At 60.8% G+C, this 22,317-nt stretch carries 14 protein-coding genes and 1 pseudogene; 7 read left to right on the forward strand and 8 right to left on the reverse strand.

The annotated features are described in order from the left end of the window. Together P7F28_RS31725 and P7F28_RS31730 are read left to right on the forward strand one after the other, a co-directional pair. Positions 1 to 299, forward strand: a 299-nt coding sequence (locus tag P7F28_RS31725; RefSeq protein WP_277189234.1) for a hypothetical protein, incomplete at its 5' end; no start/stop codon positions are given. A 312-nt stretch (positions 300 to 611) separates the two neighbouring features. After that, positions 612 to 1,766 carry a porin gene (locus P7F28_RS31730; RefSeq protein WP_277189235.1) on the forward strand — a complete coding sequence of 385 codons (1,155 nt, stop codon included), beginning with the start codon at positions 612 to 614 and terminating at the stop codon, positions 1,764 to 1,766. 74 nt (positions 1,767 to 1,840) lie between these two features. Here the strand turns inward: P7F28_RS31730 and P7F28_RS31735 are convergent, their stop codons facing one another. Further along, on the reverse strand, positions 1,841 to 4,237 hold the full coding sequence (locus P7F28_RS31735) for an ATP-binding protein (RefSeq protein ID WP_277189236.1): 2,397 nt from the start codon (positions 4,235 to 4,237) through the stop codon (positions 1,841 to 1,843). A gap of 326 nt (positions 4,238 to 4,563) precedes the next feature. On the opposite strand from P7F28_RS31735, the gene P7F28_RS31740 reads away from it, so the two are divergent. Next, positions 4,564 to 6,291: a ShlB/FhaC/HecB family hemolysin secretion/activation protein gene (locus P7F28_RS31740; RefSeq protein ID WP_277189237.1), complete on the forward strand. Its 1,728-nt coding sequence runs from the start codon at positions 4,564 to 4,566 to the stop codon at positions 6,289 to 6,291. A gap of 39 nt (positions 6,292 to 6,330) precedes the next feature. Here the strand turns inward: P7F28_RS31740 and P7F28_RS31745 are convergent, their stop codons facing one another. The 6 genes from P7F28_RS31745 to P7F28_RS31770 all read right to left on the reverse strand — a co-directional run bounded on the left by P7F28_RS31745 (position 6,331) and on the right by P7F28_RS31770 (position 15,317). After that, positions 6,331 to 8,685 carry a filamentous hemagglutinin N-terminal domain-containing protein gene (locus P7F28_RS31745; RefSeq protein ID WP_277189238.1) on the reverse strand — a complete coding sequence of 785 codons (2,355 nt, stop codon included), beginning with the start codon at positions 8,683 to 8,685 and terminating at the stop codon, positions 6,331 to 6,333. Between the two features lie 275 nt (positions 8,686 to 8,960). Next, positions 8,961 to 9,329: a hypothetical protein gene (locus tag P7F28_RS31750; RefSeq protein ID WP_277189240.1), complete on the reverse strand. Its 369-nt coding sequence runs from the start codon at positions 9,327 to 9,329 to the stop codon at positions 8,961 to 8,963. 55 nt (positions 9,330 to 9,384) lie between these two features. Next, positions 9,385 to 11,895, reverse strand: a complete 2,511-nt coding sequence (locus tag P7F28_RS31755; protein ID WP_277189241.1) for an EAL domain-containing protein — start codon at positions 11,893 to 11,895, stop codon at positions 9,385 to 9,387. A 244-nt stretch (positions 11,896 to 12,139) separates the two neighbouring features. Next, entirely contained in the window at positions 12,140 to 13,150 is a 1,011-nt protein-coding gene (locus P7F28_RS31760; protein ID WP_277189242.1) for a sulfate ABC transporter substrate-binding protein, read from the reverse strand. 123 nt (positions 13,151 to 13,273) lie between these two features. Next, positions 13,274 to 13,933 (reverse strand): hypothetical protein, encoded by a 660-nt coding sequence (locus P7F28_RS31765; RefSeq protein WP_277189243.1) that lies wholly within the window; start codon positions 13,931 to 13,933, stop codon positions 13,274 to 13,276. A gap of 238 nt (positions 13,934 to 14,171) precedes the next feature. Beyond that, positions 14,172 to 15,317, reverse strand: coding sequence for a porin (locus tag P7F28_RS31770; RefSeq protein ID WP_277189244.1), 1,146 nt, complete (start codon positions 15,315 to 15,317; stop codon positions 14,172 to 14,174). Between the two features lie 320 nt (positions 15,318 to 15,637). Here P7F28_RS31770 and aldA point away from each other — a divergent pair, with 320 nt between their 5' ends. From aldA to P7F28_RS31790, 4 genes are all read left to right on the forward strand, one after another. Next, on the forward strand, positions 15,638 to 17,062 hold the full coding sequence (gene aldA / locus P7F28_RS31775) for an aldehyde dehydrogenase (RefSeq protein WP_277189258.1): 1,425 nt from the start codon (positions 15,638 to 15,640) through the stop codon (positions 17,060 to 17,062). A 114-nt stretch (positions 17,063 to 17,176) separates the two neighbouring features. Beyond that, positions 17,177 to 18,481, forward strand: coding sequence for an MFS transporter (locus P7F28_RS31780; RefSeq protein WP_277189245.1), 1,305 nt, complete (start codon positions 17,177 to 17,179; stop codon positions 18,479 to 18,481). Then, a complete protein-coding gene (locus P7F28_RS31785; RefSeq protein WP_277189246.1) occupies positions 18,478 to 19,695 on the forward strand; it encodes a mandelate racemase/muconate lactonizing enzyme family protein in 1,218 nt (405 codons plus the stop codon). Before P7F28_RS31780 ends, P7F28_RS31785 begins: the two co-directional genes overlap by 4 nt. Before the next feature lie 15 nt (positions 19,696 to 19,710). Beyond that, a complete protein-coding gene (locus tag P7F28_RS31790; RefSeq protein ID WP_277189247.1) occupies positions 19,711 to 21,378 on the forward strand; it encodes a GMC family oxidoreductase in 1,668 nt (555 codons plus the stop codon). A 245-nt stretch (positions 21,379 to 21,623) separates the two neighbouring features. Here P7F28_RS31790 and P7F28_RS31795 read toward each other — a convergent pair. Beyond that, a pseudogene (locus tag P7F28_RS31795) lies at positions 21,624 to 22,317 on the reverse strand (hypothetical protein); the annotation flags it as partial.

Raw genomic sequence — 22,317 nt, forward strand, 5'->3', positions numbered from 1 at the left:
AAAAAACGCTGATTTTTGGCGGTTCGGCGCGTACGAATTGCATCCCACGTGACGAAAACGGCTTCGGGGATGCGGAAAATTTTCATTCGCATCGGGCAAAACTTCAAAGCGAAATGCGCACAGAAAAGGCGTGCGAAAGCGCTCGAAAGCCGAGGCTAAGCGATGAGCAACGAAGGGAAAGGGGCAAGGGAAATACAGAAAAGAAATTGGAGCGGCTTCCTCTCGCGAAGCCGCTCCTTGTCCTTCGAATGACTGCTCGGAGTTCCTTGGACAGAAACAAGCTTAACGAGGCTTCATGACAAATTAAACCTCACTAAGCGCAATGACCTTTTCTCTTGAGCGACGAGAATAACGTGGTCCATGTGCAACATGACGTCACGCTCAAGCGATGCAATCGCACGCGCTAAACGCCTGAGCTTAAACGCATCTGAAGGCTTGGACGCATCGCTTTTCAAAATCCACAAATAATTGTTGCGTGTCGATCGGCGCTTAAAGAAGGCGTGTGTCGAATACAGTGTGTCCAGTTTCTTAAGGTCAATACCGGCTCCATGAGATCCGACGTTCGATAAGCCCAAAGAAACTTTTTGCTTTGAAAAAGGACACACAGAACCATGAAGAAAACAGTCATTCTCGCAGGCGTTCTCGGCGCATTCGCAGCATCCGCACACGCACAAAGCAGTGTCACGCTCTACGGCACCCTGGATGCCGGTCTTCTCTACACCAACAATGCCGGTGGCCACAATAACTGGCAGCAAGGCAGTGGTTCGCTTTCGGATACTTACTTCGGCCTGAAGGGCACGGAAGATCTCGGCGGCGGGTTGCATGCGCTTTTCAAATTGGAAAGCGGCTTCAACCTCAATAATGGCCGCTACAGGGAGAACAACACGCAGTTCAACCGTCAGGCTTACGTCGGTCTGCAACACGATCAATTCGGTACCGTGACGCTTGGCCGTCAATATGATTCGCAAGTCGATTATCTCGGTCCGATTTCCGAAGCAGGCAGCGGTTTCGGCAATAACCTCGCCGCGCATCCGTTCGATAACGACAATCTCGATCACTCGTTTTCGATCAAGAATTCGATCAAATATCAAAGCGTGAATTACGGCGGCTTCAAGTTCGGCGGTCTGTATGGCTTCTCGAACGACGCAGGCCAATTCTCGAATAATCGCGCATGGAGCGCGGGCGCGTCGTACACCACGGGTCCGCTGAATGTCGCGGCGTCGTATTTGCAGATCAACAATTCGCGTACGGGCAATGCAAACGGCGCGGTATCGGCGGGGGCGAGCAACAACGCGAACCTGACGGCGGAACAGCAACGCACCTTCGGCGCGGGCGTGAACTACGCCTACGGCCCGGCGACGGTCGGCTTCGTGTGGACCAACACGCACTACGACAACCTGATCGCGGCATCGCAGGGCGGCACGTCGTTCACGCTGCCCGGGGGATCGAACCTGCATATGAACAACTTCGAGCTGAACGGCCGATACGCACTGACCCCGGCGCTCGCGCTGGATGCAGCGTACACGTACACCGACGGCAAGGTCGGCGGCGCGAACGGTTCGGGCGATCCGAAGTGGCACACGGTTTCGCTGCAAGCCGATTATGCGCTGTCCAAGCGTACCGACGTGTATGTGGAAGGCGTGTATCAGCATGCATCGGGTGAACTGGGCAATGCGGGCGCGAACGTGGCGATGATCAACACGCTGTCGCCTTCGTCGACGGGCAATCAGGTTGCCGCGACGGTGGGATTGCGGCATCGGTTCTAAAGCTTCCGGGCAGCATCGCATCAAACGAAACGGCCGCGAATTTCGCGGCCGTTTTGCGTTGCGCCTCAAAAAAGCTACTCCCGCTCCGACCGCTTGATCAACTGATCGATGTCATGCCCCGCGCCGCCCGTGCCCGCCGCGAGCCGCGCCAGTGCGGACGCCGCTGTATCGCGCCGTACGCCGCTTTCGGGCCGGAACTGGATCGGCAGGGCCATGAAGAACGTCGCTCCGCCATCGGGCACGCCTTCGGCCCACGCGCGCCCGCCATGCCGTTCCACGATACGCCGCACATTCGCCAACCCAATGCCCGTGCCATCGAACTGTTCGTTGACGTGCAGACGCTGGAACACGCCGAAAAGCTTATCGACATAACGCATGTCGAAGCCCACGCCGTTGTCGCGCACGAAGTACACGTTGTAGCCCGCGAGTTCGTCCGTGCCCGGCTGCGCGCCGATCTCGATCATCGGTTGCTCGCGCAGTGCGCTGAACTTCACCGCATTCGAAATCACGTTGGTGAAAGCCACATGCAGAAACACATGATCGCCTTCGATAGGCGGCAGCGCTTCGATCTTCCATCGCACGCGCGCGGACGCGGCTTCGTCGATATCGTTCTGGATCACGGCATGAATCAGCGCGTGCATATCGACCTTATGCGGACGCAGCGCCGCGCGCCCCAGTTGCGCGAACGACAGCAGATCGTCCACCAGCCGCCCGCCGAAACGCGCCGACGTCACGATGCGATCCAGATAACCGCTCCCGCGCTCCGATAACTTCTCGCCATCCATCTGACGCAGCAGATCCGCGAAACTCACGATATGCCGCAGCGGCGCGCGTAAATCATGCGACACGGTGTACGAAAAACCTTCGAGTTCATGATTCGCGCGCCCCAGTTCGAACGCAAGCTGCGCAATTTCTTCCGCGCGCCTCAACACGATGCCCAACACCGCCGCGCGAAACTCCAGCGCGATTTCGCGCTCGGCAGGCCGCCACGGCAGCGAGCGATTGCGCACCACGTCCGTCCACGTATCGAAGCTCATACGCGGCGATAAAGACGTCGCCAGACCCGTGAGTTTGGCGCGCGGATCGCCGGCCCATTCGATCGTCTGCACCACTTCGCGGCGGAACCAGATCACGTAATTGCGATAAATCTTCGAGATCGATACCGCGAGAAAGCCCGCGACTTCCGACGAATCCTGCAAAGCCGGACACTCTTCCGATGCGCGATCCGACATCACCACGTCTTCGCTCTGGCTGTCGAGCCAATCGACCAGCGCGGTGACGCTCTGCTGATCCGGCGTCACGCCAACCAGCGATGTCCGCCCCTCGAAAATCACTGCCGCGCCGGACGAACGCGTGAAGCCGAGCAGATCGCCCGCGTCGTTGACGAGCGCTTCGACGAAGCTGTCGGTATTCGCCATCGACGAAAGCAGTTTCGACAGCATGCGCCGCAATTCGAGCCGGTAATGCGCTTCGGCCTGCGTCTCGCGCGCTTCGATCTGCAAAGACACGATCTGCGCGACATGCTCGCACGCGGTGCGCACTTCGAACGGCGGCAAACGCGGCGTTTCGTGATGGCAGGAAATCAGGCCCCAGAGTTTGTCATCGACGAGAATGGACATCGACATGGACGCCAGCGTGCCCATATTGCGCATGTATTGCAGATGCACCGGCGACACGCTGCGCAAGGACGCATACGTGAGATCGGTCGGGCGATTCGTCGTCGGATGCAGCGAAGGCACCAGCGCCGCCGCCTGATAATCCGCGTTCGAAATCAGTCGGATGCGATTGCGCTTGTAAAGCTCGCGCGCCTGCGGCGGAATATCCGAGGCCGGAAAGTGCTGATTCAGATACGACGGATATCCCGCTTCGACCGCTTCGGCGAGCACGCGGCCGTGGCCTTCATCATCGAACTGATAGACGAGCGTGCGGCCGAATCCGGTGATGCGCTGAATCTCCGTCGCCGCGAACTGGCAAAGCTGCTCGACGGTGCGCATCGATTGCACTTCGGTGACGAAGGAGCGCACCAGCGGATACATGGTCGCGAAGACATCGGCGGTGTCGCGCGCGGGTTCCGCTTCGACAAAAAACAGCCCGTCATGCCGATGCACCACGATCGCGAATGGTCCCGTCTGCGACCAGCCATCGATGATCGCGTTGCCGACGTGGATCGCGGAGCCATCGCGCGCGAGGCGTTTGAGTCCTTCGCTTGCATGATTGCCCGCCGTTTTGCCGATGATCGCGTCCAGCGGCAAGCCCAGACATTCCTGCGGTTCAAGCCGCGCAAACTGGCCGATGTTCGCGCTGATCTGCAACACGCGGCAGTGCTCATCGACGCTGATGAGCACGCCATGCGGCTGGATACCGCCGGGAATATGAATCGGTTCACGCGCGCATTCGGCAAACGCCGATTCATCGGGCACGTTCGCGGTGTCTTGGGCGGTGATGATTTCGGTAGAGGTTTTGTCCATCATCGTCCTGAAAGGGCAGTGCGGGTCGTGCGTGTGATCGAAGCATAGATGACGTGCGCGCCGTATCGGAAGTTTGACGCGGCGGTGTGCATCGTATGGTTCGAAAGAGCGGAGATTTCTACTTGGCGGCCGCGTGGTGTGCAGTCATTTCTACGGAAATGTGCAAGACAAATCACGTGATCGCGCGTGCAGACAGTCGAGGACAAATTGTAAAGCCGCATCGTGTATCCCTGCTTTCGAAATGGTCGCTGATTGTGTTGTCCGGGACAGTGCAATGACCGTTCCGCGCTGGTAGCATGAGCGGCCCGTTGACCGGAACAGGAGCGCACTTGCGACACGCTTTACTGCTTCTGACTGGCGCGTTGGCTGTCGCATTCACTGAAGGGCAGGCAAACGCGCAGTCGTATCGCGATGTCGCGCCGCTTGCGCCGCCTTCTTCTGCGCGTCCGATCGCGCCCGAGCCGCCTTCTGGTCCTGCCGATGACTCGCAGCGTGTGGCGATCGAGGAGTTGCACGGCATCGCGTTCGTATCGGCTTCGTCTTCTGTTGATGTCGAGTCCAACGCGATCACCGCGCACGGTCTTCCCTTACTCGATACATCGTTCCTCGATACCTTCAAACCCGATCTCGGCCGTCCGCTGACCTTCGCGCGTCTGTCGCAGATTCGCCGCGCCGTCGTGCAGCGTTACCGCGATACCGGCCATCCGCTCGTCGATGTGTTCGTGCCGGAGCAGGACGTGAGCGGTGGCGTGGTGAAAATCGAAGTGGCGGAATTCAGGACCGGGCGCGTTGTCGCAAAGGGCAATCACTATTTCTCGGATGCGCTGCTCGAACGCGAGATGCCGCTCGAAAGCGGTGCGCCGATCCGTCAATCGGATGTGCTGAACGGATTGGCGCTGTTGAACGCGAATCCGTATCGGCGGGTCGATGTGATTTATGCGCCCGGCACCGCGCCCAACACCACCGATGTCGTGCTGCAAACCGAAGACCGTCTGCCGCTGCGCATCTACGGCGGCTACGACAACGACGGCGTGCGCGATCTCGGCCGCGATCGGCTGCTGGCGGGCTTCGATTACGGCAATCTGTTCGGCACGGATGCGCGCATCGGCTATCAGATGACGGCGAGTAACGACCTTATCAGCGGCAATCCGGATATCGAAGGACGACCGAATCGGCCGCGCTTTATCGCGCATGCGTTCAATCTGAATGCGCCGCTGCCGTGGCTGGATCGGATCGAACTGTTCGGAGTGTTTGCGCAGAGTACGCCACGCTTGCCGGACAGTTACGGACAAAGTGGCATCAGTTCACAGATCAGTCTGCGATACGACAAGCGCTTGCCCGCGCTGGGCGAGTGGTTACAGCAAGTGCAGATCGGCTATGACTTTAAGCGCTCGAATAACGACCTCGAATTCGGCGGCTTTCAGGTGTTCAACGCGAACACGCATATCCATCAGTTCGTGCTCGGCTACGACATCTCGAAGACCGATGCCACCGGCGACACCCACGCCAACGCGACGCTTTACGCCAGTCCCGGCCACTTCGACAGTTCGAATAACGACGATGCCTTCGATGCCGCGCGTCTCGGCGCAAAGCCGCGTTATCAGTATTTCCAACTGTCGGCGCAGCGCGAATTGCGGCTGGGCGGCACAGGCTTTTCGGCATCGGCGCGCGGGCTGTTTCAGTGGACCGGCAATACGTTGTTGCCGAGCGAAGAACTCGGCTTGGGCGGCGATGCCACCGTGCGCGGTTACGAGCCGTACGCCGCGCAAGGCGATCGCGGCTGGAACGTGCAGACCGAGTTGCGCGCACCCGCGATCACGCTCGGACCCGCCGCCATGCAACCCTTCGTATTCTTCGATGCCGGGCACGTGTGGAATCGCATCGCGGAAGCGGGGGAGGTGAACAATGCATCGCTGGCGAGCGTGGGCGCGGGATTTCGCTTTCAGGTGGGGCGCTTTGTCAGCGTGCGCGGGACGTATGGCTTTCCGCTGAGGGCGGTGGTGCCGAATGGATCGAAAGCGCCGCTGGGCGAAATCTTCGTGGTGATCGGAAGCTGAGCGAGACGGCGCGGGCCGTCTCGCGGTTTCATCGACGAATCAAGGTTGTGCCTGCTGCCATTGCAAGACAGGATGCGTCGCGCCGGTGGGCATCGCCCAAACGCCGCCGGCCGGAATATCCCAGCCGAGGAAGTTCGATGCTTGGCTCATCTGCGCCGTGGTCAGGCCGTTCGAATCCGGCGGCGCGGTGCCGGAGTTGATGGCCGCAGCGGTCGTGCGCGTGGTGGTGTCTTTGTTCCAGTAGACGTTGTTGTTGATGGTCCCCTGGTTGTACGCCGCGATGCCGCCTTCCGGTTCGCCCGGCGGCCCGCCGCCGCCCACGATCCCGACCGCGAACGATTGGTTGATGACGCCGCCCGCTTCGTTGTCGTACACCAGCCCGCCGCCGTTGAAGCCGCCGACGCCGCCCGTCGCGTACGACTGCGTGATGGTGCCGTAGTTGAACGCGACCAGTCCGCCTTGCGCGCCGTGCGATCCGCCGCGGATCTCGCCTGTCGCGAACGACTGGGCGATGGTGCCGTAATTCGCGCCCACGAGTCCGCCCGAGCCACTTTGCGAGCCGACATCCGCACTCGTCGAAGAACGTTCGATAGTCCCGTAGTTCTGACCCGCGAGACCGCCGTTTCCCGCGCCGCCGTAACTGCCCGTGCCCGCGCCGCCCGACGTATTGACGTACGCGATGGTGCCGTCGTTGCGCCCCGCCGCGATGCCGTACGCCGCCGATCCCGAGCCGCTCGCGTTGCTGTTGGTGAGGTTGGTATTGCGCAGCACGCCCGTCGGTCCGATCACGCCGAACATGCCGACCCACTGTGCGTCGTACGCGCCGATCACGCCGAGCTTGTCGATGGTGTGGCCGAAACCGTCGAACTGGCCGGTGAAGGCGTTGGCCGTGGTCGTGCCGATCGGCGCGAAGCCGGTCGCGGGCGGCGTCACGTTGGTGCTCGCGCTGGCGTCGATATCCTTGCCGAGCGCGTAATTGCCCGCCAGATTCTGCGCGACGTTGACGAGGTCGGCGTAGTTGTTCACGAGCTTGTACGCGGTGATCTGCGTGACCTGTCCGCTGTAGGGCGCTGCCGTCCAGCCGCTATTCGACAGCAGCGTGCCCGGCGCGTAGGTGCCGTTCATATCGTAGAGCGCGCTGACAATGCCCGTGCTCTTCGACCAGTCGATGCTGCCCGCATTGCTCACGCTGCCGCCATTGTCGATACCGCCCGCATCGGCGCGCAGCGTGAGATTGCCTGCGCCCGTATTGGCGATGCCCGCGTTCTGCGCGACGCTCACGTTATGCGCCGCGCCCAATGTCAGCGATGCGTTGCCGTTCCACGCCACGTTGCTGTTCACGGCGAGATCGCCGCCGGATTCGGCATCGATATTGGTGCCGCTGGAGAGATTGCGCGCGAGCGTGCTGGCGGTGGCATCGTCAATGGTGAAGGTCGGCGCGCCGAGTTTCCAGTTCGCGGCTTGCACCGTCGCGCCGGACACGTCGAGCTGATTTGCGTGCGTTTCGACCGTGCCGCCACTGCCATCCGCGTTCTGCGCGGCGAGGGTGCCGTTGGCGTGCACCGCGCCCTGATCCGCGACCAGCCAGATGTGGCCATCGCGGGTGGCGGTGCCGGTCGCGCGGATCGCGGCGCTGTTTCCGGCCAGCGCGTAGACGTTGCCATCGGCGGCTTGCAGGCTGGCTTGCGCGGCGCGCACCGCGCCTGCGTTCATCACCGTGCCCTGGCTGCCGGTCTGCACGAACACTTGCTGACTGCCGCTCGCGTCCTGCACCAACACCTGACTGCCCGATGCGAGTTCGGCGGTGCCTTGCGGCGCATCGATCTGACCGGCGTTGATGACCGCCGAGCGCGACACCAGAATCACATCGCCGCCCGACGAACCAATCTTGCCGAGATTCACCACCACGCCATTGCCGCCGCCCGACAACGTCAGCGCGCCGCCCGCCATGAACGCGGCGTTGTTGATATCGAGCGCCGAGGCGACGAATCGGCCGCCCGTCGCCACCACGCCGCCGGGACCGACCAGCACGCCCTGCGGATTGATCAGATAGACGCTGCCGGTTGCGTTCAACTGCCCGAGAATCACGGACGGATCGCCGCCCGTCACGCGATTGAGCGTCGCGCCCGAGCCGTTATTGAAGTTGACCTGCCGGCCGCCGCCGATCGAAAAGCTGTTCCAGTCGATCACACCGCGCGACGAAGTCTGATCGATGGTGAGCGCTTGCCCGCCGCCACTGATCGTGCCACTGCCCGCGACGAACTGCCCGCCCTTGGGCAAGGGCGGCGCGGCATCGACGGTAAAGGAAATGAGGCCGAGCATCAGCGGGACACACACGCTGAGCGGCCGCAGGCGGAAGGAAACACGGGAACGGCTGGGGTGAAGCTGCTGCATATGCCCTCCAGACAATATCGATCGTTTTCGCTTTCGTTTTTTCTTGCTGGTGTGAGCCGCCGACGGTGGAGCCGACCTCTGCGAACATCGACGTGCGAGCAGGCGCGCCGATAGTATCAACCGACAATAGGGCGCATGTGTGGTGTTCCGTACACTCGTTCGAGGCAAAAAAATGGCAACGCGCCAACGCATTGCTGCGTAAGGCGCGTGTCAGGCGAGGCATGAAAATTGAGCGCGAATATTCGTGAACGCGTGTGATCGTGCGGACGAAAACGTTAGCGTGAGGGCTTTTTGCGTTCGCCGAGCTGCATGCAGCACTCGTGATAGACCTGCCGCACGAGCGCCGTTTCGTAGTCGAGATCTTCGCCCTGAAGAATCTTTTCGATGCCGCTCTTACCCGCTTCGGTTTGCAGCATCGAACACATGCGCACGGCCAGCGCCTGCGCCGCGACCGACAAGCGCGCGGTTTCGAACCAGTCCGCCGCACGATGATGCCGGTCCAGCCACCGATGCGCCGCGCGCACTTGAAATACTGTATCGGGCCAGACGCCGTCGAGGTAATACGCGCCGAGAAAGCCGCAGGTGAGCCAGCACAGCAGATGCACCCGGTCGTCGGGCGCCAGCGGATAGCGGACTTGACTCATGGTGATTGGCCCGGCGTGCGAAGGCGTCGTTCAGTCGCTCAAGCCAATAAAAATATCACGATGCGCGCGGTGTGACATACGCGAGCCGATACGCTAAGCCGCTCGCTTTGACGAACGCGGTGGCTTCATCGGGAGGCAGCGGCCGCGCGCACAGAAAGCCCTGATACGCGTCGCAGCCGATATGGAACAGAAAGTCCCGCTGACGCTCGTTCTCCACGCCTTCGGCGATCACGCGCAAGCCCAGACTATGACCGAGCGCCACGATGGTGCGCGCGATGACGGCATCGCTGGGATCGTCGAGCAGGTCCTGCACGAAAGAGCGGTCGATTTTCAGCACATCGAGCGGCAGGCGCTTCAGATACGCGAGCGACGAATAACCGGTGCCGAAGTCATCGAGTGCGAAGGACAGGCCGCGCGTTTTCAGCAAGTTCATCCGCGCGATGGTGTCTTCGACGTTTTCCAGCAGCACGCTTTCGGTGAGTTCGAGCTTGAGCCGCTGCGGGTCCACGCCCGAGCGCGTCAGCGCCGCCAGCACGCAGTCCGCGAAATCCGGGTGATGAAACTGCCGCGCGCTGACATTGATCGATACTTCGAGCGTGGCCATCAGCGGATCGGCGGACCAGATGGCCATTTGCGCGCACGCGGCGTTCAGCACGCGCTCGCCCAGAATCATGATGAGGCCGGTTTCCTCGGCAAGCGGAATGAAGTCGCCCGGCGCGATCAGGCCGCGCGCCGGATGCCGCCAGCGCACCAGCGCTTCCACGCCGATCACCTGATCGTTGCGGTCAACCTGCGGCTGATAGTGCAGTTCGAATTCGTCGTCACGCAGCGCGCGCCGCAAATCCGCTTCGTTCGACATGCGCGCGGAAACCGCTTCGCGCATGGCGGGATCGAAGAAACGCATGGCGTTGCGGCCGGCCGCTTTCGCCTGATACATGGCGAGATCGGCGTGCATCAAGAGCGCGCCGGTATCGGCGGAATCGTCGCTGAACAGCGTGATGCCGATGCTCGGCGTGCAGTTGTGCAGATAATCGCCCAGTTGATACGGCCGGTTCAGCGCATCGAGCACGCCTTCGGCAGCGGCGGTCGCGCGCGCGATGGCTTCGGCTTCGGCCGGACCGAGATTTTCGAGCAGCAGCACGTATTCGTCGCCGCCGAAACGCGCCACCGTATCCGCCGCGCCGACGCACGCGCGCAGCCGTTCGGCCACTTGTTGCAGGAGCTTGTCACCGACGCTGTGGCCGAGCGTATCGTTGAGCGTCTTGAAGTTGTCGAGGTCGATAAAAAACAGCGCGTTGAATTGCGCGCTCGTGTTGCTCGCGGCCATCGCGCGTTCGAGGCGCTCCATCAGCAATTGGCGATTCGGCAACTGCGTGAGCGGATCATGAAACGCGAGATGCGCGATCCGCCGTTCCGCCGCCTTGCGTGTGCTGATATCGGTTTTGATCGCGAAAATGGATTCGGGGCGGCCGTCTTCATCGCGCATTAAAGTCCATTGCACTTCGACGGCCAGCGCCGTGCCGTCCTTGCGATGCTCGGTGATTTCACCGCTCCACTCGCCGGTTTCGAGCACGCGGCGCGTGGCTTCGCGCACCACGGCGGGATCGTGATATAGCAATTCTTCGACGGAGCGCCCGACCGCTTCTTCGCCGGTCCAGCCGTACAAACGTTCCGCGCCCTTGTTCCAGTACCGCACGCGATTGTCGATACCCCGCACCACGATCGCATCCTTCGCGCGATCCAACAGCGACGCCTGTTCGCGGATACGCGCCTCGGCCTGCCGCCGCTGCGTCAGATCGACCACCGCGCCGACCATGCGCGTGGCGATGCCATCGTCATCGCGCATGATAAAGCCACGATCGAGCACGTACGCCGTCGATCCGTTCTTGCGGATAAACCGATACTCGTCCATCCAGTGCTCGCCGTCGCTTTGCAGCGCGGCGTCGAGATGCGCGAGCACGCGCGCGCGATCATCGGGATGGATGCGGTTGGCCCACGTGTTCATCGACCCTTGAAAGTCGTCCTTGGCATAACCGAACAGGCTTTCGACGTTCTCGCTGCGCCACGTCTTGTTCGACGCGATATCCCAGTCCCAGATCGTGTCGTTGGTCGAGCGCGCGATGATCCGAAAGCGCTCCTCCGAGCGTTCGAGCATCTCGCGCGCGAGGCGCTGAGCGGTGACGTCCTGCACCGCGCCGCGCATGCCCGCGATGGCATTGCCCGGACCGAGAATCGCTTCGCCGACGACGCGGACGGAACAGTCGCGGCCTTCCATCGTGACGATGCGCAATTCGACGTCGAACGGAATGCCTTGCCGCAGACAGGCGTTGGAGGCCTGCGTCATGGCCGGGCGCGATGCGGGCGTGATGAGCGCGCGGGCATCGTCGAGTTCGAAGGGCGTGGCGGGCGGGACTTCGAAGATCGCGCGCACTTCGGCGGAGCAGGTCAGGCGGCGCGAGAGCGCACCGAACGACCAGCCGCCGATTCGGGCGATGCGCGCGGCAAGCGAATCCAGCTCCGACGGCGGTGGCGGCACAAACATCGGCAAGCGGGAGTTGGACGACATATTCGTGTGCTCGTGCGAGTTGGAATTGTTGAGCGTGTGTCGATGGCCCGAATGCCTGATTTGACGCGCGATGGGGCGAAAAGCGGCGTCGGCACGATTATGCAGGCAAAATTTAGCGCAAACGATTGCGCTGCAAAAAGCACGGAGGATCGTTCGAAAAGGTGTTGCGGAATGGAGAAAAATGCGGAGAAACGCGGAGAACGAAACGGGACGCGTTTGGGCGTCCCGTGAGTGGGGGCAAAACTTATTTCCGGTCAGCGATGATCTGATCGAACGTGCCGCCATCGGCGAAATGGGTTTTTTGCGCCTGCTGGAAGCTGCCGAACATCTGCTCGACGGTGAAGGTTTTCAGCGGCTTGAACTCGCTGGCGTGTTTGGCGAGCACGCTGGCATCGCGCGGACGCAGATGATGCTCCGCGATAATTTCCTGCGCCTTCGGGGTCCACAGGAAGTCGAGATATGCCTGCGCCTGCTTGCGCGTGCCGCGCTTGTCCACCACCTTATCGACGATGGAAACCGGCGGTTCCGCCAGCAGACTCACCGACGGATACACCGCGTCGAAATTGCCCGCGCCGGGACCCGCGCTCATCAGACCGACTTCGTTCTCGAACGTGACCAATACGTCGCCGATATCGCGTTGCGTGAACGTCGTGGTCGCGCCGCGCCCGCCGGTATCGAGCACGGGGACATTCTTGAAGATGGCGCGTTCGAAGTCCTGCGCTTGTTGATCGGTCGCGCCTTGCTGCTTCTTGTAGCCCCACGCGGCGAGATAGGCATAACGGCCATTGCCCGAGGTCTTCGGATTGGCGATCACGGCCTGCACGCCGGGGCGCGCGAGATCGTTCCAGTCCTTGATCTGCTTCGGATTGCCTTTGCGGACGAGGAACACCATCGTGGTGGTGTAGGGCGCGCTGGCGTTGGGCAGACGCTTGCGCCAATCGGCGGGCACGAGCTGGCCGCGTTCGGCGAGCAGATCGATATCGTTGGGCTGATTCATCGTCACGACATCGGCCTGCAAACCCTGCGTTACCGATAAAGCCTGCGCGCTCGATGCGCCATGCGACTGCCGCACCGATACCGTTTCGCCCGCCTTCGACTTGTAGTCGGAGATAAAGGCAGCGTCGATGTCTTTGTACAGCTCGCGCGTGACGTCGTAGGAGACGTTGAGGAGCGTGGTATCGGCGTGGGCCGCGTTCGCGGCGAAGCCTGTGATGCCGATGGTCAGTGCGGCGAGGAGCGTGCGTTGGACCGCCATTTTTGTGGTCTCCGGTGACGAGGTGCCGTCATTCTCGGGGGCGCACGGGCGGGGGCTAAAGATTATTTTGTGATGTGGGTATGTGTGGCACGCGGCGGCGTTTTCTGCCGCCGCGTGCAATGCTTAGAACCGATACGTCACGCCGACTTTCACAATCGGATACCAGCGAAACTTATCCGCTTTATCCTGCAAATCCTGCTTCTCCTGATCGACATAAGCCTGGCCGACAACCGCGACGATGTTCGCCGGCACGTCATAGTCCACGCGCGGACGACCGTACGCGACGCCCGCATCGAAGAAGGCGGAGAAGCCTTTCTGCGCCACCGGCGTATGACCGAAGCCGATGCCGATATACGGCCGCACTGTCGGGAATTTCGCCTTCGCGTGGATGCTTTGGCCGACGGTCGAGTACGTCACGCCGTTGATGCGCACGGTATCGGTCGGGCTGGTGGCGGTGGCATCGACGTTATCGCCGCCGATCAGCGCGCCGGCGGTGAAGCGGAACGCCACCGTGTTCGGCGCGGGGAAGAAGTCGAGATACAGGCCGCCGTGGTAGATGTGCGCGGTGCCGTCGTAGTGCAGGCCGCCCGCGTTGAAGTTGTGCGAGAAAGCGATGCCGTTGAATTCGGCGCGGACGTTGTCGCGCGTGCCGAGCGGTTCCGAATAGCCGATGCCGACGCCTTCGGTGCCGACTTGTCCATACACTTCACGAGCATGCGCGACCGGCGCGGTCAGGGTGACGATGCCTACCACGCTGGCGAGAGCGACCAACAACTTCTTCATTGCGAGAGCTTCCTAGGAGAGAAAGACGCGATGCCGATAGCGACAACCACGCGTCATGTCAGGGATAGCTCTATTAACGGAAAGGTTAAAAACGTTCTTTAGCAAACGTTCGCAAGAAATTTTCGCGATGGATGCGAAGGGGAGAAAGACTTACCTGGAAACGTTTGGCCCGCATCGTGAAGATGCGGGCGCGAGGGACAAAAGCCGGACAAATCATCCGGCTCGTTGAGCGCTTGAATTAGAACGCGTGACGCAGCGCCACGCGCGCGATGAACTGCTCAGAGTTCGACGACTGACCGAGCGCGCCCGGCACATAGGCTTGGTCCAACGCCGAATCCGTCGCGCTGCCTGCGATCTTCTGATACACGCCCTGCACGTACACATCGGTACGTTTGGAGAGGAAGTAATCGGCCATCAGGCCAGCCGAGTGGATCTTCGGTTTGACCTTGCCGGATGCGGCATCGTACGTTTCGATCGAATACACATACTGCGCGCCGATAAAGAACGCCGGCGTGAACGCGTACTTGCCGTTCACTTCGAAGTTCTGATACCTGATGTTCTTCAGTTCGGTGCCGTTGGTGATGTCCGTGTTGCCGAGGTAACCGTTGCCAGTCGGATTCGCATAGCTCGAATTCGTGTACGCGAAACCTGCCATCGCCGGACCGAACGTGTAGTTGATGCCCGCGCCAAAGACCTGCATGCGCTGCGCGATGAAGCTTGCATCGTTGGTCGCGATTGCGCCCGCGCTATTCATGCCCGGATTGTCCGCCCGCATATAAGCCGCGCCGACCAGCAAACCCGCATTCGCATACGAAGCACCGACGCTATACAAGCGATTATTCGCGAAGCCCGTGTCATTGCTGAAGCTATACGTGCCGCCGAACTTCAAGCCGCCAAACGACGGGCTCGCGTACTTCACCGTATTGTTTGCGCGGAACGAGTTGTCCGTGTTGTCGTTATCGAACGGATGCGCGAACAGGTAGCCCGCGAAGTTGCCGTTGGCCGTCGTCGGCGCAAGATAATCGACCACGGAGTCGTATTGACGCCCGAGCGTCACCGTACCGAACTGGCTGTTCTGCACGCCGACGTACGCCTGACGGCCGAACATGCGTCCGCCCTGACCGGCTGCGCCGTTGCTGAGATTGACGCCGCTTTCCAATTGGAAGACCGCCTGCGTGCCGCCGCCGAGATCCTCGACGCCGCGCATGCCCCATCGGCTGCCCGATGCGTAGCCGCTGGTCAACTCATACGCGCGACTGCCGCCGACATTGCTGGTCCAGTCCAGGCCTTCGTCGAGCACGCCATAAAGCGTGACGCTGCTTTGAGCAAATACCGACATCGACGCGCAGCCGAGCGCTGCACACAAAATGCCTTTGATCTTCATAGAAAGTCTCAAATGTTTTATGAATTTTTGAGGATTTCCAAACATTTCCAACAAATCGAACGCGCGGAAACGCAGGAAAGCGAGCGTCGGATTTTGCTCGATCGATGTCGGATCGCAAAAGGATTTCGCGGCGGGGCAATCGTGAGTTTTTCGAATGTTCTGGCGGAGAAATCTTCGCTTGTCGCTGCAGCGCGAGGCGCGGAAAAATGCCTCGAAACGCAACTGGACCGGTTGCCGCAGGCCGCAAAAAACGACCGTGCGTGCGAACGCGTCTTAGCGCTCATCTAGCGCACAAGGAGCCGAACAGCATGAAGCAGGATATGAAGCAAGAACGGAATTTCGTGAACGGTCGTTTCATCGAACCGGACGGCGATGCGCTTACCGCCATCCTGAATCCCGCCACGGAAGAAGTGGTCGGCCACGTGCACAACGCATCGCGCGAGCAGGCTTTGTCCGCCGTCGAAAGCGCTCAGGCCGCGCAGCGTCTGTGGCGCGTGATGCCCGCCGCCGAGCGCGCGGTCCACATGCAAAAGTTCGCCGATGCAATCGTCGAAGCCGCGCCCGCCATCGGCGCAGCATTGGCGATGGAATCGGGCAAGAGCCTGTCGGATGCCACCAACGAAGCGATCTACGCCGCGCAGATCACGCGCTACCACGCGGAATGGGCGCGCCGGATCGAAGGCGAAGTCATTCCGAGCGATACACCCGATGAAAACCTCGTGCTCCACCGCGAGCCGATCGGCGTGGTCGCATGTCTGATCCCGTTCAACTTCCCCATCTACACGCTGATGCGCAAGATCGCGCCGGCGCTGATCGCGGGCAACACGGTGGTCGTGCGTCCGAGCAACAACACGCCGCTGTCCGCGTTCGAAGTGGCGCGCGCGGTCGAACGCGCCGCGCTGCCCTCGGGCGTCATCAATATTCTGGCGATGGAACATGCCACTGCCGAAGTGGTCTGCACGCATCCGGCGGTCGGCATGATTACGCTGACGGGCAGCGTCGGCGCGGGCCGCAAGGTGCTCGAATACTGCAAGGCGAATATCGCCAAGCCTTCGCTGGAACTGGGCGGCAAGACGCCCGCCATCGTCGAGCCGGATGCGGATTTGCAGAAGGCGGCGCGCGAACTGATCGGCTCGAAGCTCTCGCACAGCGGCCAGTTGTGTACCGCCATCGAGCGTGTCTACGTTCACGAAAGCGTGCATGACAAGTTCGTCGGCATGCTGCGCGAGCAAATGCTGGCCAAGCAGATCGGTGACCGCGAAGAAGACGCCGCGTATATGGGTCCGCTGGTCAACAAGTCCTCGCGCGACGGCATCCACGCGATGGTGCGCCGCGCGATCGAAGCGGGCGCGACGCTCGAATGCGGTGGCGAAGTGCCGAACCGCAAGGGCTTTTTCTATCCGCCGACGCTGCTGTCCAACTGCCGTCAGGACATGGAAATCGTGCAGGAAGAGACGTTCGGGCCGGTGCTCGCCGTCCTCAAATACAGCACGATCGATGAAGCCATCGCGCTTGCCAACGACCATCAGTTCGGTTTGTCGTCGGTGCTTTACACCGAAAACTATCGCACGGTGATGAAGGTATCGAACTCGATCGAAGCGGGTGAGTTGTATATCAACCGCACGCCGGCCGACCCGTACCAGGGCTTCCATTCCGGATGGAAGCGCAGCGGTATCGGCGGTGACGATGGCAAGCACGGCATGCTCGAATTCACGCAGACGCGTCTCGTCGTCATGAAGTATTGATGTTTCATCGGACCGCGCCGTTTTAAAAAGACGGCGCGGTCGCTTTTTTTCCCAACCACAAGAACATACAAGGCGCGGCGCATCGAAGCCGATCGTCTTCCAGGAGCACTTTCCGTGTCGTCGAATCCCGCTCAAAATCCGGCTGGCGTGAGCGCCACGCCGCACGCGTCGTCACGCGCCGATCGCTATATTCAGCTTGCCTTGCTGGTGATTGCCGCTGGCGCGATTTATCCGATTCTGTATCTGCGGCAGGTTTATCAGCCGACGATGCTCGAAGTCTTCCATATCACCGAAGAGCAACTCGGCATTCTTTATTCCGCGCTCGGCACGATCTTTCTGGTTTGCTATCTACCCAGCGGATGGCTCGCCGATCGCGTGAAGCCGCGCGTGCTGATCAGTTTTTCGCTGATCGCAACCGGCCTGCTCGGGCTGTGGTATTCGACCTCGCCTTCGTTCAATTCGCTGATCGTGATTTTCGGCGGCTGGGGCATCACCACGGGCCTCACGTTCTGGGCCGCGATCATCAAGCGCGTCAACATGATCGCTTCCGCCGATGAACAAGGCCGCTTCTTCGGCTTTCTCGATGGCGGCCGCGGTCTGATCGAAGCGATGCTCGCGACTATCGCCATTTCGCTGTTCGCCTATATCACGCATACGCGCCACGAAGAGCCGGCCGAAGGTTTCAGGCTCGTCGTCTATATGTACGCGTTTCTGTGTATCGGACTGGGCGTGATTCTGGGTCTGGTGCGCGACCCGCAAGGCGCGCAGGCAGCGAACGAAGGCGCTCGCGAAAAGCGCAATGTGCTGCGCGATCTCGGCTCGCTGTTGAAGAACCGTCAACTGATGCTGCTGTCGGCCATCGTGTTCTGCGGCTATCAGGTGTTCTGGGCGACGTACAGCTTCTCGGCGTATCTGCACGAGAAGGAGATCGGTCTGTCGGTGGTGGTCGCGGGCTTCATCACCACGGCCAAGCTGTGGATGCGCCCGATCGGTGGTATCGGCGGCGGCTTTTTGGGTGACCGTTTCTCGAAGACTTCCGTGCTGATCTTCGCGCTGTTCGCGGCGGCGGTGTCCATTCTCGTGCTGCTGCTGGCGCCCGCTATCGGCAATCCGTGGGTGATCGCGGCGCTGGTGCTGTTTATCGGCATCATGACTTACGCGATTCGCGGTCTCTACTGGTCGCTGCTCGATCAGTGCAAGGTGCCCGCCGAAACCATGGGTCTCGCCATCGGTCTCGTTTCGGTCGTCGGCTACTCGCCGGATGCCGTATTGCCGCTCATCAACGGCTATCTCACGCAGAACTATCCGGGCGTGCACGGCTATCAACTGTATTTCGGCTATATCGCCTGCATGGCCGCGCTCGGCAGCGTCGCAGCGATCATGTTCAAACTTCGTCTCAAGAAGCAGGAGCAACAATGAAGATCGTCTCGCTCGAAACGCATATCGTCGCTGTTCCGCCGCCGCATGTCGGTGGCATGTATTGGATCTTCGTGAAGCTGCGCACGGCGTGCGGTATCGAAGGCGTTGGTGAGATTTATTCGGCGACGTTCCATCCGAAAGCGATGACGCCGATCATCGAAGACGTGTTCCAGCGTTATCTCGAAGGTCACGATCCGCATCATGTCGAGCGCTTCTATCGTGAAGCGTATTCCAGCGGCTTCACACAGCGTCCCGATCTGACGATGATGGGCGTGCTCAGCGGCCTGGAAATGGCGTGCTGGGACATCATCGGCAAGGCGGCGAACAAGCCGGTGTACGAACTGCTCGGCGGACGCGTGCATGAACGTCTGCGCTCGTACACGTATCTGTATCCGAAGAACGCGCGCGGCGAATACGACTACGACGATCCCGATCTCGCCGCCGAATGCGCGGTGCAGAACGTCGAGCTTGGCTTCACCGCCGTGAAGTTCGATCCGGCAGGTCCCTACACCGCGTATTCCGGTCATCAGATTTCGCTCGAAGTGATGGATCGCTGCGAGTTGTTCTGCCGCAAGATTCGCGAAGCGGTCGGCAGCAAGGCCGATCTCTTGTTCGGCACGCACGGTCAGATGGTGCCGTCGTCGGCCATTCGTCTGGCGCAGCGTCTCGCCAAATACGATCCGCTGTGGTTCGAAGAGCCGGTGCCGCCGGGACAGGAAGGCGCGATGGCGCAGGTCGCCGAAAAGACCAGCATTCCGATTTCCGCGGGCGAGCGTCTGACCACCAAGTACGAGTTCTTCAAGCTGCTCGAAGCGAAGGCGGCATCGATCCTGCAATTCAATGTGGGACGCGTCGGCGGCATTCTCGAAGCGAAGAAGATCGCGAGTCTGGCCGAGGTGTATTACGCGCAGATCGCGCCGCACCTCTACAACGGTCCGATCGGCGCGGCAGCGAGCATTCAGGTCGCGGCGTGTTCGCCCAACTTCCTGATTCAGGAAAGCATCGGCACGTGGGATGGTTTCCATGCGGAAGTGCTGAAGACCAAGATCAAGTGGGAAGACGGCTGCATCATTCCGTCGAGCGAGCCGGGTCTGGGCGTCGAATTGAATATGGATGTGGTGCGCGCGCATACGCCGTACACGGGCGAACGTCTGCATCTGCAAATGGCGAGCAAGCCGTTCGACGTGAAAGATCTCGCGCCCGCCAAGGGCTAATTACTGAGAAGAAGCATGGAATTCGATTACATCATCGTGGGCGCGGGATCGGCTGGCTGCATTCTGGCCGATCGCCTGTCCGAGTCGGGACAACATTCGGTGCTGCTGCTGGAAGCGGGCGGCGCGGATTCGTCGTTCTGGTTCAAGGTGCCGGTGGGTTTCACCAAGACCTACTACAACCCTGAATACAACTACATGTATTACAGCGAGCCGGAAGCGCAGTTGAACAACCGGCAACTGTATTGCCCGCGCGGCAAGGTACAGGGCGGCTCCGGCTCGATCAACGCGATGATCTACGTGCGCGGCCAGCCGCACGATTACGACGACTGGGCGCGCGCGGGCAACACCGGCTGGGGTTATCGCGATGTGCTGCCGTACTTCAAGAAGCTCGAATCGCATTGGGCGGGCAACACGGAGTATCACGGCGCGGACGGCAAGATCAAGATTTCGTCGATGAAAGAAGGCGCGCACGCCATCACCGGCACCTTCCTGGAAGGCGCGCGGCAGGCGGGCTTTCCGATCACCGGCGATATCAACGGCGCGGATTATGAAGGCGCAACCATCTACGATCTGAACGCGCGCAATGGCGAGCGTTCGTCGAGCAGCTTCGAGTATCTGCATCCGGCGTTGTCGCGGAAGAATCTGCGCGTGGAGCGCAACGTGACCGTGCGCCGCGTGATGTTCGAAGGCAAGCGCGCGATCGGCGTGTTGACCTCGCGCAATGGTGAAAATGGCGAAACGCTGCAATTCGTCGCCAGGCGCGAAGTGATCCTCTCCGCCGGTTCCGTCGATACCCCGAAGCTCATGCAGCTTTCCGGCCTCGGCGACAAGGCCTTGCTCGCGAAGCACAACATTCCGGTCGTGCATGAACTGCCGGCGGTCGGCAAGAACCTGCAGGATCACCTGTGCGTGAGCTTTTACTATCGCGCGACCGTCAAGACGCTGAACGATGAACTGCTGTCGCTGGTCGGCAAGGCGAAATCGGGCTTGCGTTATCTGCTTTCGCGCAAAGGTCCGCTGTCGATGAGCGTGAACCAGTCGGGCGGCTTCTTCAAGGGCGACGCAAACGATGCCGAGCCGGATCTGCAGCTTTACTTCAATCCGCTGTCGTATCGGATTCCGAAGAGCAGCAAGGCGCAACTGGAACCGGAGCCGTACTCGGGCTTCCTGCTGTGCTTCAACCCGACGCGTCCGACCAGCCGTGGTTCGATCGAAATTGCATCGGATCGTGTGGAAGATGCCGCGAAGATTCGCATCAACGCGCTGACGACCGAGAAAGATCTGCACGATGTCGTGCAGGGCAGCAAACTCATCCGCAAGATCATGAGTGCGCCCGCGCTGCGCAATATCACCGCCGAGGAAATCTCGCCGGGACCGGACGTCAAGAGCGACGAAGCGTTCCTCGAGTATTTCCGCGAAAACTCTGGCTCGATCTATCACCTGTGCGGATCGTGCGCGATGGGACCGGACGCGAGCACATCGGTGGTGGATGATCGCTTGCGCGTGCATGGCATCGAAAGCCTGCGTATTGTCGATGCCTCGATTTTCCCGAACATCACGTCGGGCAATATCAATGCGCCGACCATGATGGTCGCCGAAAAGGGCGCCGAGATGATTCTCGAAGACCATAAGGCCGACGCTGCTCAGGCGTCGAAGCCGGCCACGCTGGCGGTCGCCGCCTGATACCGCGTAATGAGTGAGGATGCTTTGTCGCGAGACATTAGTTGCAAATACGTCGAGACATTAGATGTAGATACACGCTATCGAGGCTTTCCTGGCGCGGCAGAGCCGTGCCAACCACCGTGCGCGCAATGTCATTGAGTTATACGGTTCCTATTGCGGTCAAGTTTTTCACAGTTGGTCAATAGTTGGGGATAAAGAGCGCCAACGTATCCCGCGGCGTCCGCGCTGGTTATGGGAGGATTGAGCTATTTCGTGGGATCGCCCTGCTTACCTCTCGCGAAGTAAGCTTTTTCTGCCAGTCTGGCTGCATCGGCGAGTGGATCATCGCTCATATGCGTATCGTCCGCGGTCGGGTTCTCGGAAGTCCCAGACGCAATTCCTTCGATATCAGCTTCATCTGCCAACCGCCCATTCACGCCGTAGGCAATTTTCTGCTGCTCCAACAATTGTTGCGCACGAAAGGCGTTGGAGTTGCGTTTCGCTGCGCTCTTGGTCGCTCCGACAGCGCCTGCGAACTCATCGGTGCGAGAGCGCTCGATGTCGTCTAACTGCTGCTGAGTCTTCACGCTGACTCTCTGTGCCGCCTTTCGTTTCGTCGGCTGAGACAGCTTCGCATTCTGATGTGCCGCCTCGGCTCCTCGTATATTGTCGTCCATCTTCGCAAAAGTCAGTTCCAGCCATGTCAGGTCTTCTCCAAACCGGATCTTATCCTCCTCGATCATCTCGATCTCGAAGACTTCCCCTTCCGGAATACGGCACAGGATCTTGCCGGCTTTGCGATAAGGGCTCTTGACTTCGACGACAAACGCTTCCTTTCCCGGTCTGCGTGAGTGCACGATCGCAGCATCCTTGAGCTCGGCGGACGAGTAGCGAGCGTTCTCCCAGTGAACAAGTGCGTCGTTGCATGTCCTCTTCGTCCACGGTAGGAAGGTGTCGTAT

The organism is Caballeronia sp. BR00000012568055, assembly GCF_029439455.1.
In the GTDB taxonomy this organism is placed as follows: Bacteria; Pseudomonadota; Gammaproteobacteria; order Burkholderiales; family Burkholderiaceae; genus Caballeronia.

What these genes read in the sequence shown, in the direction of transcription:
- P7F28_RS31785 (WP_277189246.1), top strand. Translation starts at nt 18,478, where the DNA reads ATGAAGATCGTCTCGCTCGAAACGCATATCGTCGCTGTTCCGCCGCCG.
- P7F28_RS31730 (WP_277189235.1), top strand. Translation starts at nt 612, where the DNA reads ATGAAGAAAACAGTCATTCTCGCAGGCGTTCTCGGCGCATTCGCAGCA.
- P7F28_RS31735 (WP_277189236.1), bottom strand. Translation starts at nt 4,237, where the DNA reads ATGATGGACAAAACCTCTACCGAAATCATCACCGCCCAAGACACCGCG.
- P7F28_RS31755 (WP_277189241.1), bottom strand. Translation starts at nt 11,895, where the DNA reads ATGTCGTCCAACTCCCGCTTGCCGATGTTTGTGCCGCCACCGCCGTCG.
- P7F28_RS31790 (WP_277189247.1), top strand. Translation starts at nt 19,711, where the DNA reads ATGGAATTCGATTACATCATCGTGGGCGCGGGATCGGCTGGCTGCATT.
- P7F28_RS31765 (WP_277189243.1), bottom strand. Translation starts at nt 13,933, where the DNA reads ATGAAGAAGTTGTTGGTCGCTCTCGCCAGCGTGGTAGGCATCGTCACC.
- P7F28_RS31750 (WP_277189240.1), bottom strand. Translation starts at nt 9,329, where the DNA reads ATGAGTCAAGTCCGCTATCCGCTGGCGCCCGACGACCGGGTGCATCTG.
- P7F28_RS31760 (WP_277189242.1), bottom strand. Translation starts at nt 13,150, where the DNA reads ATGGCGGTCCAACGCACGCTCCTCGCCGCACTGACCATCGGCATCACA.
- P7F28_RS31745 (WP_277189238.1), bottom strand. Translation starts at nt 8,685, where the DNA reads ATGCAGCAGCTTCACCCCAGCCGTTCCCGTGTTTCCTTCCGCCTGCGG.
- aldA (WP_277189258.1), top strand. Translation starts at nt 15,638, where the DNA reads ATGAAGCAAGAACGGAATTTCGTGAACGGTCGTTTCATCGAACCGGAC.
- P7F28_RS31770 (WP_277189244.1), bottom strand. Translation starts at nt 15,317, where the DNA reads ATGAAGATCAAAGGCATTTTGTGTGCAGCGCTCGGCTGCGCGTCGATG.